Source organism: Pseudoalteromonas sp. GABNS16E, from assembly GCF_028598715.1.
Lineage (GTDB): Bacteria > Pseudomonadota > Gammaproteobacteria > Enterobacterales > Alteromonadaceae > Pseudoalteromonas > Pseudoalteromonas atlantica.
Window position 1 is genome coordinate 39,923 of the sequence record NZ_JAQREZ010000021.1, and the last position, 24,921, is coordinate 64,843.

A 24,921-nucleotide genomic window follows, 5' to 3' on the forward strand; every position below is an offset into this window, starting at 1 on the left:
CATAAAGCCCATTCGCTCTTGTCTCTCACTTGCTTTAAATTTTGTATCAATACTCAATGAATCTATTGCTGGCTCTATACTTGGAATAGTTATTGCAATTTCAGGCTAGTGTCAATTTATTGAATTGTAGAGTTATGGATTTTAAAGCGGTATTACAACAACTTAACAAAGATAAAAAAGAGTATGCCAAAGGTGTTGGCACACCGCTATTAGTACTTGCAGCGCTGGGTATGGTTATTTTACCGCTGCCGCCATTTCTTCTTGATATATTATTTTCATTTAATATTGCCCTTGCCTTAGTTGTTTTACTGGTGACTGTTTACACCATGAAACCCCTCGAATTTGGCATGTTTCCGGCGGTATTGTTAATCGCTACAATTATGCGTTTAGCACTAAATGTTGCCAGTACGCGCGTGGTGCTCCTTGAGGGTCACAACGGGGGTGATGCGGCTGGTAAAGTAATTGAAGCGTTTGGCTCAGTGGTTATTGGCGGAAACTACGCGGTAGGTTTAGTGGTGTTTTTAATTCTGATCATCATAAACTTTGTAGTAATAACCAAAGGTGCAGGGCGTATTTCTGAAGTATCGGCTCGTTTCACGCTAGATGCTATGCCGGGTAAGCAAATGGCGATAGATGCCGACTTAAACGCTGGCTTTATTAGTGCAGAGCAAGCACGTGAGCGCCGCAGCGAAGTAACCCGCGAAGCCGACTTTTACGGCTCTATGGATGGGGCGAGTAAGTTTGTAAAAGGCGATGCCATTGCCGGTATCGTGATATTAATTATTAATATTGTTGGCGGCTTATTTGTGGGCATGATCCAACATGACTTGAGCTTTAGCCGCGCAATGGAAGTATATACTTTACTTACCATTGGTGACGGCCTTGTGGCGCAGCTTCCTTCATTACTGCTCTCTATTGGTACTGCTATTGTTGTTACTCGCCAAAACGAATCACATAACATGGGTGAGCAATTTAAAGCCCAATTAGGTAACGAAAAATCATTATTTATCGCCTCAGGTATTTTAATCATTATGGGGTTAGTTCCGGGTATGCCTCATATTGCTTTTTTAAGTTTAGGCGCACTACTTGGCTACTTAGCTTACTTTACTCAGCAGCAAAAATTAAAAGCCGCTGCTCTAGCAGCCCAAGAGGCTGAAAGTGGTACCGTTGCCGGTACTGGTGTTGCAAACAAGCAAGAGAAAAAAGAGCTTGGATGGGACGATGTACAACAAATTGACGTTATTGGCTTAGAAGTTGGCTACAGGCTTATTCCGCTTGTTGACCAATCTCAAGGTGGTGAGCTGCTCAACCGAATTAAAGGGGTGCGTAAAAAGCTATCTCAGGAGCTTGGCTTTTTAGTACCGCCTGTACATATTCGCGATAACTTAGAGTTAGACCCTAATGCGTACCGTATTACCATGATGGGTGTTTCAAGTGGTGAGGGCGAACTCAAACATGGCGATGAACTGGCCATCAACCCAGGGCAAGTATTTGGCCCTATTAAAGGGGTTGAAACCAAAGACCCAGCATTTGGCTTAGATGCGGTGTGGATAAAGCCTGATCAAAAAGACGAAGCACAATCACTAGGTTACACCGTGGTTGACTCAGCCACTGTGGTAGCCACCCATATTAGCCAGTTATTAACTAACAGTGCCGCATTATTACTAGGCCATGAGGAGGTTCAAAACCTGCTTGATATGTTAGCTAAAAGCCATCCACGTTTAGTCGAAGGGTTAGTGCCAGAAGTACTACCACTGACAACCGTTGTAAAAGTACTGCAAAATTTATTAAACGAAGGTGTGGCTATTCGTGATATGCGCTCTATTGTTCAAACCCTTGTAGAGTACGGCCCACGTAGCCAAGATGCCGATGTTTTAACAGCTGCAGTGCGTATTTCGCTGCGCCGTTTAATAGTTCAAGACGCTGTGGGAATGTCATCAGAAATCCCTGTCATAACCTTGGCGCCTGAGTTGGAACAGATGTTGCATCAGTCATTACAAAATGCAGGCGACGAAGGTGCCGGAATAGAACCAAGCCTTGCTGAGCGACTTCAAACATCATTAAACGAAGCGCATCAGAATCAAGAAATGGCCGGAGAACCTTCAATATTGCTAACGTCAGGAATGTTACGCACTGTGTTATCTCGTTTTGTTAAGTACACCATACCGGGTTTAAGGGTGATGTCTTATCAAGAGGTACCAGATGAAAGACAGATCAAGATTGTCAGCTCAGTAGGCCAACAATAAAGATTTTAACAGGGGTTGAACCATGAAGATTAAACGTTTTTTTGCCAAAGATATGCGCACCGCACTGAAAGAAGTTAAAGATGAGCTAGGTGTTGATGCCGTTATTATGTCGAACAAAAAACTCGCTAATGGTGTAGAAATTGTTGCCGCAGTAGATTACGACAAAGCAGCCCCTAAAGCCGCAGCGCAACCACAGGCAGCGCCTGCTCCGCAAAGAGCCGTGCAACAGCCTACTCATAACTTTGTAAAGCCAGAGCCTAAGCGTGCGCAACCTGAGCCACAAGCAAAAGTAGCTGATAGCTTACAAGCTTTATTAGAGCGTCAGTCGCCACGCCCTCGCTCTCCTGAGCTAGCCTCTATGTTTTCGCAATCAGGTATTGATACGTCTGAGCATTACCAAGAGCCAGCACAGCCACGTACGACAAATATGTTTGCTCGCGAAAATGAAGCGCCAAAACGCATGCAAACCCAAGCAGACAGCCTAGGCTTTGATGATTTAGATCAAGACTTTGACGATTTAGATGCGCCGGTTGCACCACGTAGCCAAACTAATAACAACGAAAGCGCCCAAATGAGCGCGATGCGTGATGAAATGAACGCAATTCGCCAGTTACTAGAACACCAAGTATCGGGTTTAATGCAGCAAGATATGGCACGTCGCGACCCTACACGTGCATGCATGATTGACCGTTTAGTTGGCATGGGAATAGATAAAGACGTTGCAGAGCAAATGGCGTGTTTTATTCCAGATGACGTATCGCGACAGCAAGGTTGGAAAGCATTATTGCAAATGGTTGAAGATCAAATGCAAACCACCAATAACGAAATTCTTCGCCAAGGGGGTGTGTATGCACTTGTTGGGCCTACTGGTGTAGGTAAAACAACCACAGTAGCTAAACTTGCCGCATTAGGCGCACAAAAGTATGGCGCCGACAAAGTTGCCCTAATCACCACTGATACATACAGAATTGGTGCGTATGAGCAGCTTGCAACGTATGGTCGTATTATTGGTTGTGGTGTTAAACAAGTAAAAGATGCCAATGAATTAGCTGAAGTTTTATATCATTTACGCAATAAGCGTCTAGTATTAATTGATACAGCGGGTATGAGCCAACGTGATTTACGCCTTACAGAGCAATTAAATACGTTAATGCGCAACCAGCGAGTAGATATACGTAGTTATTTGGTATTAAGTGCCACAGCACAAATAAATGTACTGCAAGAAACCGTAAGACATTTTAAAAAGGTTCAGCTAAGCGGTTGTATTTTCACTAAGTTAGATGAATCATTAAGTTTAGGTGAGATTATTAGTATAGCGATTCAAAATCGCCTTCCAATAGGGTATCTTACTAATGGTCAGCGTGTACCAGAAGATATTCGCGTTGCAAATGCTGAAAAACTAGTAAAAAAAGCTGAGCAATTGTATTTAAAAAGAGCAAAAGCACAACATTCAAGACACCAAGCAGTGGCGTCAAGCACAGTAGGGATGTATGATTAACACAGTATTAGATCAAGCAAGCGGCCTGCGCAAAATGAGTCAAAACAACAACGGCGTAAAAGTTATCGCTGTCACCGGCGGTAAAGGAGGGGTGGGTAAAACCAACGTCTCTTTAAATACTGCTATTGCTTTAGGGCAGCAGGGTAATCGTGTATTAGTATTAGATGCCGATTTAGGCCTAGCTAATTGTGATGTAATGCTAGGACTACGTGTTGAAAAAAACTTATCTCATGTCCTTTCAGGCGAGTGCGAACTTGACGAGATTTTAGTTGAAGGCCCAGGCGGTATTAAAATCGTGCCTGCTACATCAGGCTCGCAAAGTATGGTGGAGCTAACCCCATCTGAGCATGCTGGGTTAATTCGTGCCTTTAGTGAGCTTAATACCGAATTTGATATTTTAATTGTAGATACCGCCGCTGGTATTTCTGACATGGTGCTGAGTTTTTCTCGTGCAGCGCAAGATGTCATGGTGGTGGTGTGTGACGAGCCGACCTCTATTACTGATGCCTACGCGCTTATTAAAGTACTTAGCCGCGAGCATGGCGTTTATAAATTTAAAATTGTTGCAAACATGGTGCGCAGTATGCGCGAGGGCCAAGAGCTTTTTGCAAAGCTCTCTAAAGTAACAGACCGCTTTTTAGATGTGTCTATGGAGCTTGTTGCGACTATTCCATATGATGAAAATATGCGTAAATCTACGCGCAAACAAAAAGTAATTGTCGATCTTTTCCCTAATTCACCAGCAGCAGTCGCGTTTAAAACATTAGCGACAAAAGCAGTAAAATGGCCTATACCTAATCAACCTTCAGGACATTTAGAGTTTTTCATTGAGAAGCTAGTAAACGGCTGATTATGACAACATCGGTGAAAAGAGCTATGGGATATCAATCAACACAAAATTTAAATGTGATTGTTGAAAAACACGCGTCGCTTGTCAAAAAAGTGGCGTGCCATTTAATAGCTCGTCTTCCTCCTAGCGTTCAGCTTGATGACTTAATCCAATCGGGAATGATTGGCCTTATCGAGGCCTCAAAAAACTTTGATGCCAGTAAAGGGGCAAGCTTTGAAACGTTTGCTGGTATTCGTATTCGCGGCGCTATGCTTGATGAAATGCGCAGAGGGGATTGGGCACCACGTTCGGTGCACCGCAAAAGCCGATTAGTAGCCGAAACCATCACAGAATTAGAAAATAGCTTAAATAGAGAACCAAAAGATACTGAAGTAGCTGAAAAACTTGATATTTCGCTAGAAGAATACCATCATATTTTAAATGATGTTAATTCCAGTAAAGTGCTTGGTATAGAAGACCTAGGGGTAGATGAAGATGTTATTAGCCCTGCAGGTCAAGATTTAGCGCTAGACAAACCATTTAATAATGTTAAAAATGAACGGTTTAATAATTCATTGTTAGAGGCAATAAAGTCTTTACCGGAGCGAGATGCAATGGTGCTTTCTTTGTATTACAACGATGAAATGAATTTAAAAGAAATTGGGCATATACTCGATGTAAGTGAATCGCGTGTAAGTCAGATACATGGTCAGGCGATGATTAAGCTCAAAGCAAAAATCAATGACTGGATAAACTAGTAGTAAGTAAATTATAGGTTAAGACCTCACCGGAGGATGTTTTGGATAAAAACATGAAAATTCTTGTTGTTGATGATTTCTCTACAATGAGACGTATTATAAAAAATCTGTTGCGTGACCTAGGGTTCACGAATGTTCAAGAAGCTGACGATGGTTCTACAGCATTACCTATGTTGCAAAATCAGGTTTTTGACTTTGTTGTAACCGATTGGAACATGCCAGGCATGCAGGGTATTGACTTGCTAAGAGCCATTAGAGCTGACGAAAAATTAAAACATATTCCGGTTTTAATGGTGACGGCAGAAGCTAAAAAAGAACAAATAATAGCGGCAGCGCAAGCAGGTGTTAATGGCTATATTGTTAAGCCATTTACTGCTGGTACTTTGAAAACTAAATTAGAAAAAGTGTTTGAACGCTTAGGTTAATGAGAGGAGAGGCTTATGTCAGCACCAGCTGCGCCTCAAATTACTTTAGAACAAGCTCGTCAGCTCGTCGTTTTTTTAGAAAACGGTGAGCAAGATAAAGCTGATCAATTAATTTTAGATACTGCCTCTCAAGAGCAATCGCAGCTTTTTGCTGAAGTAGGTAAGTTAACACGCCAATTACACGAAGCCCTTAAAAGCTTTGAACTTGATACGCGTTTAACCGATTTAACCACTGATGCAATTCCGGATGCGAAAAAGCGCTTAAACTATGTCATGGAAATGACAGAAAATGCAGCTAATAAGACAATGGATGCGGTCGAAGCAAGCCTTCCTATTGCGCAGCAGTTAGCAGATGAAATTGCACATATTAAGCCTACTTGGGATAGGCTTATGAACCGCGAGATAGAGCTGGGCGAGTTTAAAACCTTATGCCACAGCATCGACAAGTTTATGAACAGCTCTCATCATAAAACCGATGAGTTGCAAACTTTAATGACTAATGTACTAATGGCGCAGGATTTTCAAGATTTAACCGGCCAGGTTATCCGCCGTGTAATTGAATTAGTCAGAGAAGTAGAAGAAAGTTTAATACACCTTTTAACAGCATTTGCTGCACAAGATGACAGCATTGCTGAAAGTAAAGAACAACAAGAAACAGAAGAACTGGTTGCCGCACAAACATTAGCAGGTCCTGAAGGCCCTATTATTGATAAAGAGTCGCGAAATGATGTTGTATCTGACCAAGACGAGGTCGATGACCTATTATCAAGTTTGGGCTTCTAAGAGGAGAGTAACTGCATGAGCTTTGAAGTCGATGAAGATATTTTACAAGACTTTCTTGTAGAGGCTGGAGAAATCCTAGAGCTTTTATCTGAACAGTTAGTTGAGCTAGAAAATAACCCAGAAGATACTGAGTTACTAAATGCTATTTTTAGGGGCTTTCATACCGTAAAAGGGGGAGCAGGCTTTTTAGCTATGACTGAGCTTGTTGATGCCTGTCATGGTGCTGAAAACGTATTTGATCTCTTACGCCAAGGGGTTAGAACCGTTAATTCAGAATTGATGGATGTGATTTTACAAGCACTAGATACCATTAATGAAATGTTTGCCACTATTCAAAACCGCGAACAGCCAGACCCAGCAGACCCTCAATTACTAGAAACCCTTCACAAACTTGGTCAACCGCCTACGGATGAAGAGCTTACTGAAACAGCCCCCGAAGTTGTTGAACAAGAACCCGCAGCTCCCGTTAGCGCAACAGATGATGAAGACCCATTTGCATTTGATGAACTATTTGATGTGGCAGGTTCAAGCCCTTCAGCAGATAGCACGCAAATTGATGAAATTACAGAAGATGAATTTGAAAGCTTACTCGATGAGCTACACGGCAAAGGCCAGAGCCCGGTGTCGCAACCAAGTGCAAGTGCAGAGCCAGATTCAAGTTCAGATATTACCGATGATGAATTTGACAGTTTATTAGATGAATTACACGGTGTAGGTAGTTTTGGTCCGGTTGCAGGAGATACTTCAAGCAGTGAGTCAGAAGTAAAACACACAGCACCACCAGCGGCTGTTACAAATGATAGCGGTGATGATGAAATCAGCGATGATGAATTTGAGGCATTGCTTGATGAACTGCATGGTAAAGGTGCCGCACCAGAATCAAAAGAAGCTGACACACCTGCACCGCAGCCACCTAAGGCTGCACCTGTAGCACAAACGCCAGCAAAACCTACGCCAGAAAAGCCTACGCCAGCACCTGCAGCAAAACAAGCTCCGGCGGCAAAAGCCGCTGCGCCTAAACCTAAAGTGGCTGAAAAACCAGCGAGTAGCGCTGCACCTAAAAAAGCTACGCCTCCACCTGCTGAAACTACAGTACGTGTTGATACAAAGCGTTTAGATCAAATAATGAATATGGTTGGCGAGTTGGTATTAGTACGAAATAGGTTGGTCAGTTTAGCGACCAATACAGACAGTGAAGCGATGGGTAAGGCGATATCAAATCTTGATGTGGTCACTGCTGATATTCAAGGTGCAGTAATGCAAACGCGAATGCAGCCTATCAAAAAAGTGTTTGGCCGATTCCCTCGCGTAGTACGTGACTTAGCCCGTAGCTTAAATAAAGAAATTGATTTACAGCTTGTAGGTGAAGAAACCGATTTAGATAAAAACTTAGTTGAGGCACTGGCCGATCCGTTGGTGCATTTAGTACGAAACTCAGTTGACCACGGAATTGAAATGCCAGCAGCGCGTGAAGCTGCGGGTAAGCCTAGAACCGGTAACGTTACATTATCGGCTTCGCAAGAAGGCGACCATATTTTGTTAACCATTAAAGATGATGGTGCAGGTATGGATGCGGAAAAACTGAAAAAAATAGCGATCAGTAAAGGCGTTATTGACCATGATCAGGCAAGTCGCTTATCAGATACAGAAGCGTATAACTTAATATTTGCGCCAGGCTTTTCGACCAAAGAAGAGATATCTGATATTTCTGGCCGTGGCGTAGGCATGGATGTAGTAAAAACTAAAATTACGCAGCTTAATGGCTCTGTGAGTATACAGTCAGAGTTGGGCGTAGGGACTATTTTAGAAATAAAAGTACCATTAACACTGGCTATTTTACCTACGCTGATGGTTATTGTTGGTGAGCAAACGTTTGCGTTACCACTTGCTGGTGTGAGTGAAATATTCCACTTAGATTTAACCAAAACCAATGTGGTAGATGGTCAGCTTACAATTATTGTTCGTAAAAAAGCGATACCGCTATTTTACTTAGAGCATTGGTTAGTTAAAGGTGCTGATTGTTCTCAGCGAAAAGCGCAAGGTCATGTGGTAATTGTACAAATAGGTACTCAGCAAGTTGGCTTTGTGGTTGATTCATTAATTGGCCAAGAAGAAGTTGTTATTAAGCCTCTTGATGCGTTATTACAAGGTACGCCTGGAATGGCTGGTGCAACAATTACATCTGACGGTGGTATTGCGCTGATTCTGGATGTACCTAATATGCTTAAGCATTACGCAGGGTAAAATGTAGGCATACCTGTGTATGCCTATACATAAATTTAATAAGAGAGCGCAATGGCCGTAAAAGTTTTAGTTGTTGACGATTCCAGTTTTTTTCGCCGTCGAGTGAGCGAAATCCTTGAACAAGACAGCGGTATCGAAGTAATAGGCTTTGCTGTTAACGGTAGAGAAGCCGTAGAAAAAACAGCGCAGTTACGTCCAGATATGATCACCATGGATGTAGAAATGCCTGTGCTTGATGGTATTAGCGCAGTTAAAGAAATTATGGGGAGTAACCCAACGCCAATACTTATGTTTTCTTCATTAACTCGCGACGGTGCAACCGCAACTTTAGATGCACTTGATGCCGGAGCTATGGACTTTTTACCGAAAAAGTTTGAAGACATTGCACGAAATAACGAAGATGCAATCAAGTTATTGCAAGCTAAAGTGAAGGAAATTGGTCGCAGGCGAGCACCGCGCCCTGTTAGGCCATTAACATCAAGTAAGACTACTGCTCCATCTGCAAGCAAACTTGCCACAACAAGCTCATCGCTTAAACAACCTGATAGAAGCTTTCAACGTGCTGCCCCAGTGCAGACAACAACTACACCCAGTATGCCCACGCGTGCCAGCGGTAAACACTATCAAATAGTGGCTATTGGCACTTCAACTGGCGGGCCAGTTGCTTTACAAACCATATTAACCCAATTACCTGCTCACTTTGCTCACCCTATTTTGTTAATTCAGCACATGCCGGCAGCATTTACGCCTGCGTTTGCGGCACGTTTAAATAGCCTTTGCAAAATACGCGTTAAAGAAGCGCAACAAGGTGACAGGCTAGAAGCCGGCACAGCCTACTTAGCACCTGGTGGACAGCAAATGATGGTAGAAGGGCGAAGTGGTAACAAAACGTTGCGTGTATTTGAAGATAATAGTGAACGTATAAGCTACAAACCAAGCGTTGATGTGACTTTTGCAAGTGTTGCCAAAAGCTACCAAGGAGATGTACTTGCTATTGTTTTAACCGGCATGGGCGCTGATGGACGTGATGGCGCGCGAATGCTTAAGCAATCTGGCGCAACAATTTGGGCGCAAGATGAAAAAAGCTGTGTGGTATACGGTATGCCTCAAGCTATTGCCAACGCTGGGCTTGCCTCTGAGCATTTAGCGTTAAACGACGTAGCAGCAAGAATAAAAAGAGAGACTGGTTGTGGATAAGCTCTCTGTTTTAGGGTTAATCATTGCGCTGGGCGCTATAGCGATTGGTTACTCTTTAGAGGGGGGCGTTGTCACGGCGTTATTTAATGGCCCTGCACTTATTATTGTACTTGGCGGCACCTTAGGGGCTGTTATGTTGCAAACGGCGACAAGCACCTTTAAAAAAACGCTAAGCATGAGCCATTGGGTGTTTTTTTCACCTCAGTACAATATTGAGCAAGCCATAGAGCAAATTAAAACGTGGTCGCATAAAGCTCGCCAGGAAGGGTACTTAGCGCTTGAAAAAGAGGCACTTAGTCACCCAGATCCTTATGCAGCAAAAGGGCTTAGCTTACTAGTAGATGGGTGTTCGGAGCAAAAGCTACGCGACACCTTAGAAATAGATTTAATGCTTGAACGAGACCGCTTACTTGAAGCAAGTAGAGTGTACGAAGCCATGGGCGGATATAGCCCAACTATAGGTATTTTAGGGGCTGTACTTGGCCTTATTCAAGCAATGTCATTTATTACCGACCCTCAAAAGCTTGGTGCAGGGGTCGCCACCGCATTTATTGCAACAATATATGGGGTGGGTTTAGCTAACTTATTATTTTTACCTATGGCCAATAAGCTTAAGCAGCGAGTAGAGCAAAAAATGCTTTACCATGAAATGATGGCCGAAGGGGTGATTGCTATAAGCCTTGGCGAAAGTCCTATAAACATAGAATTAAAGCTTGAAGCTTATCGCACAGAGCGCCCTAATGTCGTGGTAGAGTAACTTTTATGTTACGCCGGCGCTTACGTCAATCAGCTGAAAAAAATCAACTTACAGAACGTTGGTTAGTCTCTTATGCTGATTACATGACCATTATGTTTGCCTTTTTTGTGGTTATGTATGCCATTGCCATAAATAAAGAAGAAAGTTTTCAAATCCTCTCCGACTCCCTAGAACAGGTTTTTGACAAATCAGCAAGGCAACAATCGCAACAAGGTGAGGGCGTGAAAGGCGAAGGGCTACTTACTGACCGTGTTACCCCAGAGCAAGAGTTATTGTATGGTGAGAGCATTCAAAAACAGGAGTCTGGCCCAGAGCTGTTAGATGGACATAGTGATACCAGCAATATAAAACAAAAACATTTAGGTAAACCACTCGATAGTCTGTTAACTAAATTACATTCAGCACTTATTGATGAAATTCGTGATGGAGAAGCAAGTTTAGAGCTCAACCAAGATTGGCTTATTATTGAGCTAAGTTCAGGAATGCTGTTCTCAAGTGGTAGCTCAGTGGCCCACGCGCGAGCTAAGCAAGTCGTAAAAATTGTAAAAGATATTATTGCCCCAGTAGATAACTACATAAGGGTAAGAGGTTACACAGATAACGAAAGTATTCGCAATGAAATGTTTCGCTCTAACTGGGAGTTGTCAGTTGCACGGGCGACCTCTATTTTAGTTGAATTAGAAACGTTAGGAATTAACCCAGCGCGAATGGCAATCGAGGGGTATGGGCAATACTCACCTTTTGCCGATAACGACACCGCAGCGGGTCGAGCAGAGAATCGTAAAGTTGTTATTGCGCTTTCTAAGTATGGCTTAGTACAACAAACCACCGAAAATGAAGCTGAGCCTGATGAGCAAGTGCAACAAGCTGCGCCTGAGCCAGAGGTGGAACTTCCCTCTGATGATAACTCTATTAAAATAATTCGTTTACCTCATGGTGGCATCAGAATCACCACGCGCAATGAACAGTAATTAGGACTTAATGTGAAGATTTGGACAGTAGCAAATCAAAAGGGCGGTGTAGGTAAAACCACAACGGCTGTCAGTCTTGCTGGTATTTTGGCCTTGCAAGGTAAACGCGTATTACTCATTGATACCGACCCTCACGCCTCACTAACGTACTATTTTGGTATTGATTCTGAAGATTTAGAAGTCAGTGTGTACGATATTTTTGCCCGCGGCACCTCAATGCAAAGTGAAGAAATACTACAAGCCTTGTGCCCCTCTACCATGGAAAACCTAGATATATTGCCCGCGACGATGGCTATAGCAACCCTCGATAGAAGTATGGGCAATAAAACGGGGATGGGCTTAATTTTAAAAAAAACACTTGCAAAAATTAGTGAACATTACGATTATGCGCTGCTTGATTGCCCGCCCGTTTTAGGTGTTTTAATGGTGAACGCATTAGCCGCCAGCGAACGTATTTTAGTGCCTGTGCAAACTGAGTTTTTGGCGCTCAAAGGGCTTGATAGAATGATGCGCACTATGGAATTAATGCAAAGCTCTCAAGCGAAACAGTACCAATATACTATAATCCCTACTATGTATGATAAGCGCACTAAAGCGTCGCTTGAAGCCTACAAAACGTTGCAAAATACATATAAAGATAAAGTATGGCCAGGAGTGATCCCCGTTGATACAAAGTTTAGAGATGCAAGCCTTGCACAAAAGGTACCCATAGAGTTTTGCCCACGTTCGCGTGGGGTTTACGCTTATAAAGCGTTATTAGATTATTTAATTGGACAAGGTTAATGAATGAGTAAGCAATTATTTGCTAATGAAAAAGTAATGACTCAATACTTAGGGGCGCTATTATGCGAAGACGAACCTGAGGAAAACCTTGAGCCTGTAGCAAAGCTACTTGAGCAAGTACCTAGTGCCTTACAAAACGACGAAGTACTTTTAAAGCCCAAAGCGCAATTAAAAGTAACCGAGCAGCTTTATTCTGAGCAAGTAAAAGAGAGTAATAGCGAGGCTGACGCCACTATTTCGCCACCGGCACCTATTGAGCCTGAGCCAGTAGAGACAGCTGAGGTGCAAACCCAGTTAAGTACAGAACCTGCCCCTTTATTACATAGCCAAGAAGATTACTTTGAAGGTGAATTTCAGGCTCTGTTTTTTGAAGTGGCTGGTTTAACATTGGCTGTTCCTTTGAAAGCGCTTGGAGGAATTCATCAATTAGGTGAAGTAAATCATTTATTTGGTAAGCCAAAGTGGTTTAAAGGCGTTATGCTTAATAGAGATGAAAAGCTAAACGTAGTTGATACTGCCCGTTGGGTAATGCCTGAAAAGTACGATGAAAAGTTAGAGGCCTCTCTTAATTATCAGTATTTAATAACCTTAGGCGATAGCAACTGGGGTTTATTGGCCGAAAAGTTAATAAATAACATTACATTGAGTAAAGAAGATGTAAAATGGCGAAAAAACAGTGGCAAACGCCCTTGGCTTGCCGGTGTTATTAAAGAAAAAATGTGTGCTTTAATAGATGTAGATAATTTAAATGCACTATTAGAAAAAGGCTTAGATAGCCGTCAGTAGTAACGACCATTACGGGGTAACAGCATGAGCGAAGATAGACTATTATCAGCGAATAAAAACGCAGATAACAACGATGAAATTTTACAGTGGGTAACGTTTAAGCTTGAAGAAGAAACGTATGGCGTCAACGTAATGCAGGTGCAAGAAATTTTACGTTATACCGAAATTGCCCCAGTACCTGGAGCACCTTCATACGTTATTGGCATTATAAATTTACGTGGTAACGTAGTCACTGTTATTGATACTCGTGCACGCTTTGGTTTGCCTGCTGCGGATGCAACTGATAACTCTCGCATTTTAATTATTGAAGCAGAAGAGCAAGTAATTGGTATTTTAGCCGATAGTGTTTCTGAAGTTGTGTATTTACGCAGCTCTGAAATAGACAGCGCCCCAAATGTTGGTACCGAAGAAAGCGCTAAGTTTATCCAAGGTGTATGTAACCGCGATAACGAATTACTTATTTTAGTCGATTTAAATAAATTACTTAGCGATGACGAATGGGATGAGTTAAGCGATATTTAAGCTTTACCACTAAAATTATGTTGTTACTCAGTATCGCAATAGCAGCGCTAGGGATAGGTTTAATATCGCTGGCGCTAATTGTTGCATTAAAAAATAAACAGTCGGCGGAGCTTAATGCGGTATCACAGCAATTAAAAGATACCTCAGAGCAAACACATATATTACGCAGTGAAGTGTCTGAGCTCAGAACAGGGCTTTTAAGTATAGGTAAGCGCGTACTTGAAGTTGAGCAACAAAATCAAGAGTTGATGCAACAACAAGCTGCCCAAAAATATGATGACCCAGACGCAAAAATATATTCACGTGCTGTTAAAATGGTTGAGCTTGGCGCAGATTTAGATGAGGTGATACGCGAGTGCGAGCTTCCTAGGGCTGAGGCTGAACTATTATTTTCGTTACATAAACAAAAAGACGCCTAGCGTCTTTTTTGCTTTTAACTACACACAACACCAATGTGCAGTAATACTTAATAAAGGGGGAGATATAATTCATCCACCTAGTTATGCCTTTACATTTAGCTTACCTTGAAAGTCTTGCCAGCCAGGTGGGAACTGCCCACGAAGCACGTACGAAAAAGCAATCAATTCAGCAATAACATAATAAAGCTCTTTAGGTATTTCCTCTCCCAATTCTAAGTGTGAGAGTGTTTTAGCAAGTGCTTCATCTTGGTGGATCATAATGCCTTTTTGTTTTGCTGCTGCGATTATTTCATCGGCTAACTCGCCAAACCCTTTTACACTTACTGCTGGGGTACTTCCTGCTTCATACAACAGGCCAATCGCGGATTTATTATTTGCTGCTAAATTAGAGGTGTCAGTCATGTTAAACCTTAATATTTATAATGGCATGCGATTGATAAAACGCTTGATGACTAGCATCTCCGCGTTTTAAGTTTAGCTCGCCTACTTGCAAGCCATGCTGAGCTAATTTAGCCCTGAGGCTATCTAAGTGAGGGTGTGCAATTGCACTTACTTCTTGGCTAGAGGCAAGCAGCTGGCAATCGAGCGCTTTGTCCATAAGCTCAGCCACTATTTGTAATTGCCCTTGCTGTGCATAATCAAAATTTAATCTAACAAACCACACGTTTTTTTCGGTTTTATCTACACTGGCTTTTTTATATTGCCCTAAGGTTATCTCTGTTTGTCCCGCTTCAGGCGGAAGTTTCATCGGAAATAAAAACTGTGCTAGCGGGTTTGTGTCGCTTTGTTGGTTTGGCGTAGTTACTTGTACTTGGCTAAGGGTATTTTTAACTTGTAGCAGCTCTGGGGCAAGCTCTTGTATTTGTGTTTGTTGAAGTTGCTCTAATAGTTTATCCGCGCCATTACCTACTTTAAAAGTAGGTAAAAGCACATTAAGTAGGGCATCAACCCCTGTGTGGTTATTAAACGTTAGCGAAGTACTTGGTTGGCTTATTATTGGCGCCGCTAAAATAGTAACCGCAAGTTGCTCAAGCCCTTTTGTAAAGCTACTTTGTAGTGTGTCGTTTGGCGTAGTAAGCGGTTGTAAGGTACTTAAAAGCTCTCGCTGTATGGTGGCTGGGTGGACATTAGTACTGGAGACCATTCTATTAAAAGCTTGATTCACTAAACGCGTAAGATCAGGTGTATTTTGAGTAGCTTTACTTGCTATGTCAGTAATTTGGCTACTCAACAATGTCTTAGGGTTGGAAGCACTATTTGGGCGCTCACTCTCTGTTGGCAAATTTAAAAGCGAGGTTAAAATTTTAGCTTCTGTTGGTTGTAACTGCTGACTTACAGCTGTGTTAAAAAGCGAGTGAGACAAACTGGGTTGATTGGGAGTATTTACCTGTGAAGTTGTGGCATGTAGTGTTTTTAAACTCAGCGGCGTAGAAGCGTTGCCTTGCGTACTTACATTTGTTGGTTGGGCGCTCACTGCTTGGGGCTGAGCTGTATTGTTTGCTGATTGCCATAACGACACACTTGCCTTTAATTGCTGGGTTATTTGCACTAAAGGAGGAAGCTGCGCAAAGTGTTTAGCTAAAGGGCTGTTAGGGGTAAAAGAATGATTAGCAACTTCAGCGGTTATATTTAGCTTGCTTAAATTAAGGTTTGTTAGCGTGTTTATTTGTGTCGGCGTTTTATTTACATCAAGCTTAGCTTGTTGAGCCTGCAAAGGTGACGTTTTACTCGCAAAGGGTTTGTTTTCAAAGTATTTAACGGCATCGTTAATTCGCGTTTTTAAATCGCTAAAGCTGCTTTGTAACCATGACTTTATAGGGCTTTGTGCACTTAACTGCGGGCTTGTTTTATCAGCGGGGGGTCTGGCTGCATTTTGCTGCTGTGATAAAACCAAGTCGGTAAAGGGTTTACTAAATGAGTTATTAAGTGCGACCTGCATTTTAGGTAAGTTAGTTTTAATGAGCAGCTTATCTGCTTGATTAGTAATATTTACTGCCACGGGCTTGCTAGGCAATTCACTAAGCTGTTTATTGGTTATCGGGGTTGTGAACGAGCCGCTATGCTGAGGGTGCGAAATAATAGCTAATTTAGGCGTTGCTTGTAGTTGCGCGCTGGGCAGTAAGTTAGTTAATAGCTGCGAAATTTTATGTTGGCTGAGAGTTTGAGTATGGACGGTGTCAGCAAAGCGGTTAATAACATTTATTTGTGCGCCTTTATTGGTTGTATTAATAAGTACCTGTAATGGCTGCTCGGTATTTAACAGCTGTGCGGTTTCTTTGTTAATTGCAATACTGGCATTAAGGCTAGGTATCATAAGCTGCGGTGACGGCGAAAGCTGTACATTGACTGGCAAGGGTTTACTTTGTATTTCACTACCGGTACTAACATAATTTAAAAAACGCTGCAGTTGTGATGCGTTGCTAAGTGTAATATTGGTATTGTTAGGAGTAATATTTAGCTGCTTTCCATCAGCGCTGAGCTGTATGTTAGCACTTGCTATTTTGTCTGTATTTTGAGGGGCATGCGTTATGCCTAAGCGTAGAGTTTGCCAGTGTTTATCTATTAAAACATCGAGTGTAATTGAGCCTTTTGAAAACTGAATATTTTTAGCCGCAAGTACCTGCTCTGGTAATTGTACTAATTCGTCCGAAGTGCTCGGAGCGCTTTGGTTATTAACCAATGAATTAGATAATGTGATTTGCGTTGGATTATTCATTATTTTAAATCAAGTTTTCGCTAATTTTCGTGAATCGATTTTAAAGCAATATTCGTATTACCCTATCATTATGGTAGACTAACGCCTAATTTTTGGCATAGAGAAACGTCATCTTGTTACACATTAAGTCCGTCACCTGCATCAAGCAAGAACGTTGTTTGTTTGCGGATCTTAATTTTAGCCTAAATAGCGGTCAAATCATGCAATTAGCGGGTCCTAACGGGGCTGGCAAAACATCATTATTGCGTATTGTCGCAGGCTTTAGTGTGCCTGATGAAGGCGCTATTTTTTATAACCAGCAAGCTATTACCAAGCATTATGAAGAGTACGCCACAGACCTGCTATTTATAGGCCATAAAACCGGTGTCAATGTGCAGCTCAGCGCACTGGAAAACGTACGCCATTGGTTACACATTAACGGCTATACAAATGAGCCCGACTTATATCCAATTTTAGCTAAGCTTGGCTTAGTGGGCCTTGAAGATGTGCCGGTAAGAATGCTCTCTGCAGGGCAGCAGCGTCGTGTCGCTTTAGTGCGATTATGGTTAAGTGATGCAAAACTATGGGTGCTTGATGAACCCTTTACTGCACTTGATAAAAATGGCGTTGCATTTTTACAACAACGTTTTTCTGAGCATTTAAAAAGTGGTGGCGCTATTTTACTAACAACCCATCAAGATTTAACAACACAGTTTGAAAACCTACAAACGGTGACCTTGGAGTATCGTTACTGATGACTCGTCAACATTCATATTGGCTGCTGTTTAGTGCGGTATTTAGTAAAGATGTAAAGCTTGCGTTTCGCCAGCGTGCTGAAATTATCAATCCTATCTTGTTTTTTCTCATTGTTATTTCTTTATTTCCGTTAGCAATTGGCCCAGAGCCCGGTCTATTAAACAGAATGGCGCCAGGTATTATTTGGGTAGCAGCTTTGCTCTCTACCATGCTTGGACTCGATAAATTATTCAGAGACGACTATAACGATGGCTCGTTGGAGCAGTTAATTGCTTCATCGTACCCGCTATCACTCACCGTGTTGGCTAAAGTTGCGGCGCATTGGGTTGTTACCGGTTTACCATTAGTATTAATGACACCGTTATTTGCTTTATTGCTTAATTTAGAGAGCTCTGCGCTGTTAGCGACCGTATTAACATTATTATTAGGCACGCCATTATTAAGCTTTATTGGTGCAATTGGGGCTGGCCTTACTGTGGGATTACAAAAAGGCGGCATTTTAATGAGCTTATTAGTGTTGCCTTTGTATATTCCTGTTTTAATTTTTGCAACGTCAGCCATTGATACCAGTACTATGTCGCTGGATTATAGCGGGCAGCTTGCCATTCTTGGGGCCATGTTAGTAGTTGCTATTATGTGCGCACCCATCGCCATATCGTCAGCATTAAAAGTGAGTGTAAGTTAATATGTGGAAGTGGTTACATCCCTACGCAAAAGCAGAGCGCGCATATCAATTATGTAATACGTTACTGCCTTATTTTGCCGTTGTTACGGTTATAAGTATGCTTGTTGGTTGGATTTGGGGCTTAGGTTTTGCACCGGCTGATTATCAACAAAAAGACAGCTACCGTATTATTTTCATTCATGTTCCATCGGCTATTTTGTCTATGGGCGCATACTCTTCTATGGCTATAGCAGCTATTGTCGCTTTAGTGTGGCAATTACGTAACGCTGAACTTGCTGTAATTGCTATTGCCCCGGTGGGAGCTTGTGTTACAGCTATTGCCTTAATTACCGGCGCTGCATGGGGTAAACCTATGTGGGGTGCTTGGTGGGTATGGGATGCACGTTTAACCTCTGAACTTATTTTATTGTTTTTATACTTAGGCGTGCTGTCGCTTTACCATGCCTTTGAAGATAAAAAATCAGCAGGGCGCGCAGCGTCTATTTTAGCCATTGTAGGGGTAATTAATTTACCTGTTATTCACTACTCCGTAGAGTGGTGGAACACTCTGCACCAAGGCGCAACAATCACAAAGCTTGATACAAAAGCCATTGACCCAAGTATGTTTTGGCCGCTTATGGTAAACATTTTAGCATTTGCAGCGTTTGTGGGCACTGTAACGTTAATTCGCCTTAAAAATGAAATATTACAACGTGAAAAGCATCGACCTTGGGTTCGAGCCTTGTTAAGTAAGGGGTAAATTATGCAGTTTGACTCTTTTTCTGATTTTATTGCAATGGGAGGCTACGGGTTTTACGTGTGGCTTTCATTTGGTACATGCGCCTTAATTTTGTTGGGCATTTTATTTAGCTCTTTACGTGATACAAAACGTATTATGGCCTCAGTAGAGCAGCAAGTTGCGCGTGAAGCGCGAATTAAAAAAGCGAAGCAGGAACAAATCTCATGAACCCAAGACGTAAAAAACGCCTATTGGTAATTATTGCAGTACTGTTTGGTATTGGTGCCTCTGTAGGCCTAGTGCTTTATGCACTTCAGGAAAACATAAACTTATTTTATACACCAAGCGAGCTAATAGACGGCAAAGGCCCAGATAAAGAAAAACCGCAAATAGGGCAAAAGTTGCGTATTGGCGGTATGGTTGTGCCGGGTTCTGTCATTCGTAATGAACAAAGTTTACAAGTCAGCTTTAAACTGATTGATACTGGGCCATTGGTAACAATTAAATACCAAGGCATTTTGCCTGACTTATTTCGCGAAGGCCAAGGTATTGTAGCGCAAGGTGTGCTTGTAGAACCAAACGTGATTGAAGCTTTTGAAGTACTGGCTAAGCATGATGAAGAATACATGCCAGCAGAAGTAGCAGAAGCCGTAAAAGGAATTAAACACGAAAAACCAAAATACAACCTAGATAGCGGTAGCTAATATGATCCCAGAACTTGGTTATTTTTCTTTAACGCTTGCCATGGTGCTAAGCGTTTTACTGTGTATTTTTCCGCTGTGGGGCGCGCATACCGGTAATCTTCGTTTAATGCGTGCGGCCCCGTCTTTAGCCGTTGGGCAATTTGCTTTTGTACTTCTCTCGTTTGCTGCGCTTATCTATGCCAGCTTAACAGATGACTTTACGGTATCTTATGTGGCGTACCATTCAAGTAGTACGTTGCCTTGGTATTATAAAATTACCTCTACGTGGGGTGGGCACGAAGGCGCTATTTTACTGTGGCTTGTAATGCAAGCAGGGTGGACCGCCGTGGTTGCTATGCGTTCTAAATCGCTACCTTGGGTGTTGCGTGCACGTGTTTTAGGTGTGCTTGGCTTTTTAGGTGTCGGTTTTATGATGTACACACTACTGCTTTCAAGCCCGTTTGAACGCTTACTGCCGTATTTCCCTGTTGAAGGGCGTGATTTAAACCCGCTACTACAAGACCCCGGTATGATCATTCATCCGCCATTACTGTATATGGGATATGTGGGGTTATCGGTTGCGTTTTCATTTGCTATTGCAGCACTTTTAACAGGTAAACTTGATAACACCTGGGCTAAATGGTCTCGCCCATGGACGATGACTGCTTGGGGCTTTTTAAGTTTAGGAATAACCATAGGCAGCTGGTGGGCTTACTCTGAGCTTGGCTGGGGTGGCTGGTGGTTTTGGGATCCGGTAGAAAACGCATCGCTTATGCCCTGGCTAGTTGCTACGGCTTTATTGCACTCTCTAAGCGTGACAGAAAAGCGCGGTGTATTTAAATCGTGGACTGTGCTGCTTGCCATCGCTGCATTTTCACTGAGCTTATTAGGCACCTTTATTGTTCGCTCAGGTATTATTGTATCGGTGCATGCATTTGCCACTGACCCTGATAGAGGTTTATTCATTCTAGCCTTTTTAGGCATTGTTGTTGGCGGCGGTTTATCGTTGTATGCGCTGCGCGTATCACAAGTTAAAAGCGAAGGCCGTTACAAGTTTGTATCACGTGAAGTGGCCTTGTGGCTTAACAACATCTTTTTAGTGGTAGCCACATTAATTGTTCTTTTAGGTACTTTGTTACCTATGGTGCATAAAGAAATGGGCCTAGGCAGTATTTCTATTGGCGAACCGTTCTTTAATAAAATGTTTGCCATTTTATTAGTACCATTTGCCATATTAATGGGAATAGGGCCTTTTCTTCGTTGGAAACAAAATAAGTGGGCTGTACTACAAAATAAAGTATTAATAGGCGTGTTGATAAGTGTTGTTATTACCTGTGCGTGGTTGTTCTCAAGCTACGATGTCGTAAAACCACTTACATTATTAGCCACCACCTTAGGTGTATGGGTTGCAGTCTCAACTGCCATAGATTTATACGCTAAGGCGTCGGTTCACGGGACGCTAAAAGAAGGCATTAAACGTTTAGGTATTAGCTACTGGGCTATGGTGCTTGGTCACGTTGGTTTAGCATTTGTTATTGCAGGCGTTACGCTTACTTCGGCGTACTCGGTAGAGCGTGATGTTTCTATGAAGCAAGGCGATATTGTTACGCTTAATCAATACGAATACCGATTTGATGGCGTTAAAGCAATACGCGGCCCTAACTACAGTGGACATGCTGGTGTAGTGTCGGTATTTAATAACGATAAGCTAGTGACTGAGCTGCACGCAGAAAAACGCAAATACGATATTGGTATGCAATTTATGACCGAAGCGGCAATTGATGCCGGCTTTACTCGCGACCTATATTTAGCGCTCGGAGAGCAATTAAGTAAAGGGGCATGGTCACTGCGTATTTATCACAAACCGTTCGTGCGTTGGATGTGGATAGGCGGTGTACTTATATCGCTTGCAGGGTTTATGATTTTATTTGATAAACGCTACCGTACATCAGCAAGTACACGCAAAAAAGCGTTGGAGAATGCGTAATGAACCGTAAAATTTTAGCTTTAGCACCGTTATTAATATTTATATTTTTATGTGTATTTTTGTATCAAGGTTTGTTTGCCAACCCGCGTGAAATTCAAACCGGTCGACTAGGCCAAACGATGCCTGCGTTTAACCTGCCTGATTTAATGCAAGATGATAAGCGCTGGACAGATGAAAGCCTAAAAGGCGAAGTTTATTTACTTAATGTATGGGGGACTTGGTGCCCTACATGTTTAGTTGAACTTGGGTATTTAACCAAGCTGCGTGAGCAAGGCGTAAAAATTATTGGTTTGTACTATGTACAAGGCTACGATGCCGATTTTGATGGTCCATTTGATATGCAAGCTTTGCGCACCGATGTGAGTGATATGCTCAGCCGTGCTGGCGACCCATACCAGTTTAATATTTTAGACTTGCACCGTACCTTGTCACTTGATTTAGGTGTATCAGGTGCCCCTGAAACATTTTTAGTGGATAAAACGGGTAAAATTTTATTACACCATACAGGGGATCTAAACCTGCGCGTATGGCGTGCTAAATTTGCCCCTGTTATGCAGGAGCTAAATTAATGCGAGTGTTTTTATTAACCCTGAGCTTTTTTATAAGTATGGCAGTGTATGCCGAGCAAGATCGCTACCAGTTTGACAATAACCAACAAGCTGTGCGCTTTGAAGAGTTAACCAAAGAGCTCAGGTGCCCTAAATGTCAAAACCAAAATATTGCAGACTCTGATGCCATTGTTGCAAAAGATTTACGCGACAAGGTACTCGCGTTGGTAAAAGAAGGTAAAACAAAAGACGAAGTAATCGATTACATGATAGACAGATACGGTTATTTTGTTCATTACGATCCGCCTGTAACACCAGCCACATTAGTACTTTGGGTTTTACCTGTACTTATTGTTATTTTGGGTTTTGGTTTTATTGTAATTCGCCAGCGTAAGGCGTCAGTTAAGCAAACCTGGAACAGCGATGATGAAGCAAAACTTGCTAAGTTAATTGCAGAAAATAAACGTCAGGAGCAAAATTAATGATTTTAATGTGGGCGTGTTTTACTTTACTCACACTAATTGCACTGGCTTTTATTATGTTGCCTTTTTTAAAAAAAGAGCGCGTGCAAACCATTACTCACAATGCTAATGCAGAATTGATCAGCATTTACGAGCAGCGTTTAGTTGAGCTGCAAAACGACTTAGAAAATCAACGTATTGATGCGCAAAGCCACAGTGAATCGGTTATTGAGCTAAAACGTCGTTTATTGAACGAGCTTTCACCAGAAAAATCGCTTAATAGCAAAGGTAATAACCGTATTTTTGCTTTAACAGGCGCAGCATTTTTATTAGCCCTCACCGGTGTTTTTTACACCTTTACAGGGAGCCAGCAGCAAATAGCAGCGTGGTATGATGCAATGGATAACCTTGCAGATTATGGCGAGCGTGCGGTAATGCAAAAAGGTGAGCCACTAACTCAAAACGAGTTGCAAGCGTTTGCTTTAGCGCTGCGCACTAAGCTTAGTGAATCAGGCGATGACGAAGTTGCGTGGATGCTGCTTGGACGTGTGGCTATGTCGTTAAACGAATTTGATATGGCGCAGCAATCGTTTGATAAAGCCCTGCGAATGAACCCAGACAATATGCAAGTACTCATTAGCTACAGCCAAGTTTTATTGCTTGAAGGCAGCGAAGAGAACATGACGCGTGCAGCGGGTATGCTATCTAAAGTGCTAAAGGTTGAACCAACAAACCTTGATGCTATTTCTTTATTAGCGCTTATTGCCTATGAGCGCAAGGACTGGCCGCAAGCCAAAGCGGCGTTTGAAGTATTACTGGCAAGCATGGATAAAAGCGATACGCGTTATTCAATGATAGCGCAGCGTATTTCCGATATAGAGCAACAAATGCAAAATGAGGGCTCTGTAATGCCGGTCTCTGCTAACAGTGCTATTAGTGTTACTGTGAGCTTAGCAGATGAGCTTTTCGATAAGCAGCCACAGCAGGGGACTTTATTTATTTTTGCCAAGGCTGCTCAAGGCTCTCCTATGCCATTAGCGGTTGTTAAACTAAATGAATACAGCTTTCCGCTAACGGTGCAACTCACTGATGCTAATGCAATGGTTGATGGGTTAAACTTATCAAGTGCTAAAGATATAGTGATCACAGCGCGGATCTCAATCGATGAGTCAGTTATGCCAAGTAGTGGTGAGTTAGAGGGTCACTCTGAGACATTACAACGTGAAAACGTAAGTGACTACCAACTTCAAATTGATACATTAATACCTTAAGGACATTAGATGTTAAAGCATAGTTTTACTTTTTTATGTTTATTGGTGCTAGCCGGATGTGCACAAGTACCAGAAAACAAAGTTGATGAGCGCGACCCGCTACAAAGCATTAACCGTCCATTGTACGACTTTAATATGGATATTCTTGATGCTTATATTTTACGCCCTGTGGCTGTAGGGTATGTAGAAGTGACCCCTGTGCCTGTACGCAATGGGATTGTTAACTTTACCGATAATATTAGTGCGCCTGTTGATATGATAAACGCAGGGCTACAAGGTAAAGCGGGTAACGCAGGCGTGAGTTTAGCGCGTTTTTTAGTTAACTCTACGGTAGGTGTATTTGGTATTTTTGATGTTGCAAGTTCACTTGGACTTGAGCTGGTAGATGAAGACTTTGGTCAAACATTGGGCGTGTGGGGCGTTGGCGACGGCGCATATATTATGCTGCCGGCAATGGGGCCAACTACAGCACGTAACTTAACAGGCGATGTAGTTGATAACTTTGTGTTACCAGAAATCGCCCTGACTACGCCTCAAACTATTTTAGTTTTTGCGCTTAAAGCGGTTGAAGCTCGTGCTTCACTTATCCCGCAAGAAGGCCTACTTAATGACTCTCTTGACCCGTATTTGTTTGTTAAAGACATATACTTCCAGCGTCAGCTTTATGAGCTATACGACGGCAATCCTCCAATCAAAGAAGAGCCTGAAGACTTTGATGAAGACTTCTTAGAAAGCCTATAAATAACAGCTATAAAAAATGCCAGCAATTGCTTAATGCCAGTCAGTTAAGCTGACTGGTATTTTTCTTTTTGGTGGGGTATTTACTTGGTTTGGGTTTGACCCTTCGAGGGTAAAATCTATCTTCCCGCCTCGTCGGAAGCTCGTAATAAGTTAGCTGA

At 42.3% G+C, this 24,921-nt stretch carries 26 protein-coding genes; 24 read left to right on the forward strand and 2 right to left on the reverse strand.

Annotated elements, in window-relative coordinates; translation table 11 throughout:
• Window positions 1-134: 134 nt before the first annotated feature.
• Genes flhA through PSI06_RS10480 form a run of 14 tightly spaced genes read left to right on the forward strand, consistent with a single transcriptional unit; the run spans window position 135 to window position 14,218 of the window.
• Window positions 135-2,246, forward strand: coding sequence for a flagellar biosynthesis protein FlhA (gene flhA, locus PSI06_RS10415; protein WP_273603713.1), 2,112 nt, complete (start codon window positions 135-137; stop codon window positions 2,244-2,246).
• Between the two features lie 22 nt (window positions 2,247-2,268).
• Window positions 2,269-3,744, forward strand: a complete 1,476-nt coding sequence (gene flhF / locus PSI06_RS10420) for a flagellar biosynthesis protein FlhF (RefSeq protein ID WP_256851454.1) — start codon at window positions 2,269-2,271, stop codon at window positions 3,742-3,744.
• A complete protein-coding gene (locus PSI06_RS10425) occupies window positions 3,737-4,594 on the forward strand; it encodes a MinD/ParA family ATP-binding protein (RefSeq protein ID WP_004588306.1) in 858 nt (285 codons plus the stop codon). The genes flhF and PSI06_RS10425 overlap by 8 nt, the downstream gene beginning before the upstream one ends.
• A 26-nt stretch (window positions 4,595-4,620) precedes the next feature.
• On the forward strand, window positions 4,621-5,331 hold the full coding sequence (locus PSI06_RS10430) for an RNA polymerase sigma factor FliA (RefSeq protein WP_024032309.1): 711 nt from the start codon (window positions 4,621-4,623) through the stop codon (window positions 5,329-5,331).
• 41 nt (window positions 5,332-5,372) lie between these two features.
• Window positions 5,373-5,756 (forward strand): chemotaxis response regulator CheY, encoded by a 384-nt coding sequence (cheY, locus tag PSI06_RS10435; protein ID WP_004588308.1) that lies wholly within the window; start codon window positions 5,373-5,375, stop codon window positions 5,754-5,756.
• Between the two features lie 15 nt (window positions 5,757-5,771).
• On the forward strand, window positions 5,772-6,539 hold the full coding sequence (locus tag PSI06_RS10440; RefSeq protein ID WP_004588309.1) for a protein phosphatase CheZ: 768 nt from the start codon (window positions 5,772-5,774) through the stop codon (window positions 6,537-6,539).
• Window positions 6,540-6,554: 15 nt separating this feature from the next.
• Window positions 6,555-8,783, forward strand: a complete 2,229-nt coding sequence (locus PSI06_RS10445; RefSeq protein ID WP_004588310.1) for a chemotaxis protein CheA — start codon at window positions 6,555-6,557, stop codon at window positions 8,781-8,783.
• 51 nt (window positions 8,784-8,834) lie between these two features.
• Window positions 8,835-9,980 carry a protein-glutamate methylesterase/protein-glutamine glutaminase gene (locus PSI06_RS10450; protein ID WP_004588311.1) on the forward strand — a complete coding sequence of 382 codons (1,146 nt, stop codon included), beginning with the start codon at window positions 8,835-8,837 and terminating at the stop codon, window positions 9,978-9,980.
• Entirely contained in the window at window positions 9,973-10,737 is a 765-nt protein-coding gene (locus PSI06_RS10455) for a flagellar motor protein (protein WP_004588312.1), read from the forward strand. The genes PSI06_RS10450 and PSI06_RS10455 overlap by 8 nt, the downstream gene beginning before the upstream one ends.
• Before the next feature lie 5 nt (window positions 10,738-10,742).
• A complete protein-coding gene (locus PSI06_RS10460) occupies window positions 10,743-11,708 on the forward strand; it encodes a flagellar motor protein MotB (protein WP_004588313.1) in 966 nt (321 codons plus the stop codon).
• A gap of 12 nt (window positions 11,709-11,720) precedes the next feature.
• Entirely contained in the window at window positions 11,721-12,491 is a 771-nt protein-coding gene (locus PSI06_RS10465) for a ParA family protein (RefSeq protein WP_004588314.1), read from the forward strand.
• A gap of 3 nt (window positions 12,492-12,494) precedes the next feature.
• Window positions 12,495-13,277: a chemotaxis protein CheW gene (locus PSI06_RS10470; RefSeq protein WP_004588315.1), complete on the forward strand. Its 783-nt coding sequence runs from the start codon at window positions 12,495-12,497 to the stop codon at window positions 13,275-13,277.
• Between the two features lie 24 nt (window positions 13,278-13,301).
• Window positions 13,302-13,799, forward strand: coding sequence for a chemotaxis protein CheW (locus PSI06_RS10475; protein ID WP_004588316.1), 498 nt, complete (start codon window positions 13,302-13,304; stop codon window positions 13,797-13,799).
• 17 nt (window positions 13,800-13,816) lie between these two features.
• The gene (locus PSI06_RS10480) at window positions 13,817-14,218 is read left to right on the forward strand and encodes a DUF2802 domain-containing protein (protein ID WP_004588317.1); all 402 of its coding nucleotides are present in this window, start codon (window positions 13,817-13,819) and stop codon (window positions 14,216-14,218) included.
• 81 nt (window positions 14,219-14,299) lie between these two features.
• Here PSI06_RS10480 and PSI06_RS10485 read toward each other — a convergent pair whose 3' ends face one another.
• Window positions 14,300-14,620, reverse strand: a complete 321-nt coding sequence (locus tag PSI06_RS10485) for an EscU/YscU/HrcU family type III secretion system export apparatus switch protein (RefSeq protein WP_004588318.1) — start codon at window positions 14,618-14,620, stop codon at window positions 14,300-14,302.
• 1 nt (window position 14,621) lies between these two features.
• Window positions 14,622-16,934, reverse strand: coding sequence for a flagellar hook-length control protein FliK (fliK, locus tag PSI06_RS10490; protein ID WP_004588319.1), 2,313 nt, complete (start codon window positions 16,932-16,934; stop codon window positions 14,622-14,624).
• Between the two features lie 113 nt (window positions 16,935-17,047).
• Between fliK and ccmA the strand changes: the two genes are divergently transcribed.
• Genes ccmA through PSI06_RS10540 form a run of 10 tightly spaced genes read left to right on the forward strand, consistent with a single transcriptional unit; the run spans window position 17,048 to window position 24,763 of the window.
• Entirely contained in the window at window positions 17,048-17,668 is a 621-nt protein-coding gene (gene ccmA, locus PSI06_RS10495) for a cytochrome c biogenesis heme-transporting ATPase CcmA (RefSeq protein WP_086004334.1), read from the forward strand.
• Complete coding sequence (gene ccmB, locus PSI06_RS10500; RefSeq protein ID WP_004588321.1) at window positions 17,668-18,354, forward strand: heme exporter protein CcmB; 687 nt, start codon at window positions 17,668-17,670, stop codon at window positions 18,352-18,354. Before ccmA ends, ccmB begins: the two co-directional genes overlap by 1 nt.
• Before the next feature lies 1 nt (window position 18,355).
• The gene (locus PSI06_RS10505; RefSeq protein ID WP_004588322.1) at window positions 18,356-19,093 is read left to right on the forward strand and encodes a heme ABC transporter permease; all 738 of its coding nucleotides are present in this window, start codon (window positions 18,356-18,358) and stop codon (window positions 19,091-19,093) included.
• A gap of 3 nt (window positions 19,094-19,096) precedes the next feature.
• Complete coding sequence (gene ccmD, locus PSI06_RS10510; protein ID WP_004588323.1) at window positions 19,097-19,300, forward strand: heme exporter protein CcmD; 204 nt, start codon at window positions 19,097-19,099, stop codon at window positions 19,298-19,300.
• Window positions 19,297-19,776, forward strand: a complete 480-nt coding sequence (gene ccmE, locus PSI06_RS10515) for a cytochrome c maturation protein CcmE (RefSeq protein WP_004588324.1) — start codon at window positions 19,297-19,299, stop codon at window positions 19,774-19,776. Before ccmD ends, ccmE begins: the two co-directional genes overlap by 4 nt.
• A 1-nt stretch (window position 19,777) precedes the next feature.
• Window positions 19,778-21,742, forward strand: coding sequence for a heme lyase CcmF/NrfE family subunit (locus PSI06_RS10520; RefSeq protein ID WP_004588325.1), 1,965 nt, complete (start codon window positions 19,778-19,780; stop codon window positions 21,740-21,742).
• A complete protein-coding gene (locus PSI06_RS10525; RefSeq protein WP_004588326.1) occupies window positions 21,742-22,311 on the forward strand; it encodes a thiol:disulfide interchange protein in 570 nt (189 codons plus the stop codon). The genes PSI06_RS10520 and PSI06_RS10525 overlap by 1 nt, the downstream gene beginning before the upstream one ends.
• Window positions 22,311-22,772: a cytochrome c-type biogenesis protein gene (locus PSI06_RS10530; protein WP_004588327.1), complete on the forward strand. Its 462-nt coding sequence runs from the start codon at window positions 22,311-22,313 to the stop codon at window positions 22,770-22,772. The genes PSI06_RS10525 and PSI06_RS10530 overlap by 1 nt, the downstream gene beginning before the upstream one ends.
• A complete protein-coding gene (gene ccmI, locus PSI06_RS10535; RefSeq protein ID WP_273603714.1) occupies window positions 22,772-24,022 on the forward strand; it encodes a c-type cytochrome biogenesis protein CcmI in 1,251 nt (416 codons plus the stop codon). The genes PSI06_RS10530 and ccmI overlap by 1 nt, the downstream gene beginning before the upstream one ends.
• A 9-nt stretch (window positions 24,023-24,031) precedes the next feature.
• Window positions 24,032-24,763, forward strand: a complete 732-nt coding sequence (locus PSI06_RS10540; RefSeq protein ID WP_004588329.1) for an MlaA family lipoprotein — start codon at window positions 24,032-24,034, stop codon at window positions 24,761-24,763.
• Window positions 24,764-24,921 lie beyond the last annotated feature (158 nt).

What these genes read in the sequence shown, in the direction of transcription:
- ccmB (WP_004588321.1), top strand. Translation starts at nt 17,668, where the DNA reads ATGACTCGTCAACATTCATATTGGCTGCTGTTTAGTGCGGTATTTAGT.
- fliK (WP_004588319.1), bottom strand. Translation starts at nt 16,934, where the DNA reads ATGAATAATCCAACGCAAATCACATTATCTAATTCATTGGTTAATAAC.
- PSI06_RS10460 (WP_004588313.1), top strand. Translation starts at nt 10,743, where the DNA reads ATGTTACGCCGGCGCTTACGTCAATCAGCTGAAAAAAATCAACTTACA.
- PSI06_RS10470 (WP_004588315.1), top strand. Translation starts at nt 12,495, where the DNA reads ATGAGTAAGCAATTATTTGCTAATGAAAAAGTAATGACTCAATACTTA.
- PSI06_RS10505 (WP_004588322.1), top strand. Translation starts at nt 18,356, where the DNA reads ATGTGGAAGTGGTTACATCCCTACGCAAAAGCAGAGCGCGCATATCAA.
- flhA (WP_273603713.1), top strand. Translation starts at nt 135, where the DNA reads ATGGATTTTAAAGCGGTATTACAACAACTTAACAAAGATAAAAAAGAG.
- ccmE (WP_004588324.1), top strand. Translation starts at nt 19,297, where the DNA reads ATGAACCCAAGACGTAAAAAACGCCTATTGGTAATTATTGCAGTACTG.
- PSI06_RS10540 (WP_004588329.1), top strand. Translation starts at nt 24,032, where the DNA reads ATGTTAAAGCATAGTTTTACTTTTTTATGTTTATTGGTGCTAGCCGGA.
- flhF (WP_256851454.1), top strand. Translation starts at nt 2,269, where the DNA reads ATGAAGATTAAACGTTTTTTTGCCAAAGATATGCGCACCGCACTGAAA.
- PSI06_RS10450 (WP_004588311.1), top strand. Translation starts at nt 8,835, where the DNA reads ATGGCCGTAAAAGTTTTAGTTGTTGACGATTCCAGTTTTTTTCGCCGT.
- PSI06_RS10440 (WP_004588309.1), top strand. Translation starts at nt 5,772, where the DNA reads ATGTCAGCACCAGCTGCGCCTCAAATTACTTTAGAACAAGCTCGTCAG.
- PSI06_RS10425 (WP_004588306.1), top strand. Translation starts at nt 3,737, where the DNA reads ATGATTAACACAGTATTAGATCAAGCAAGCGGCCTGCGCAAAATGAGT.
- PSI06_RS10475 (WP_004588316.1), top strand. Translation starts at nt 13,302, where the DNA reads ATGAGCGAAGATAGACTATTATCAGCGAATAAAAACGCAGATAACAAC.
- PSI06_RS10520 (WP_004588325.1), top strand. Translation starts at nt 19,778, where the DNA reads ATGATCCCAGAACTTGGTTATTTTTCTTTAACGCTTGCCATGGTGCTA.
- PSI06_RS10485 (WP_004588318.1), bottom strand. Translation starts at nt 14,620, where the DNA reads ATGACTGACACCTCTAATTTAGCAGCAAATAATAAATCCGCGATTGGC.
- ccmD (WP_004588323.1), top strand. Translation starts at nt 19,097, where the DNA reads ATGCAGTTTGACTCTTTTTCTGATTTTATTGCAATGGGAGGCTACGGG.
- PSI06_RS10525 (WP_004588326.1), top strand. Translation starts at nt 21,742, where the DNA reads ATGAACCGTAAAATTTTAGCTTTAGCACCGTTATTAATATTTATATTT.
- PSI06_RS10445 (WP_004588310.1), top strand. Translation starts at nt 6,555, where the DNA reads ATGAGCTTTGAAGTCGATGAAGATATTTTACAAGACTTTCTTGTAGAG.
- PSI06_RS10480 (WP_004588317.1), top strand. Translation starts at nt 13,817, where the DNA reads ATGTTGTTACTCAGTATCGCAATAGCAGCGCTAGGGATAGGTTTAATA.
- ccmI (WP_273603714.1), top strand. Translation starts at nt 22,772, where the DNA reads ATGATTTTAATGTGGGCGTGTTTTACTTTACTCACACTAATTGCACTG.
- PSI06_RS10430 (WP_024032309.1), top strand. Translation starts at nt 4,621, where the DNA reads ATGGGATATCAATCAACACAAAATTTAAATGTGATTGTTGAAAAACAC.
- PSI06_RS10530 (WP_004588327.1), top strand. Translation starts at nt 22,311, where the DNA reads ATGCGAGTGTTTTTATTAACCCTGAGCTTTTTTATAAGTATGGCAGTG.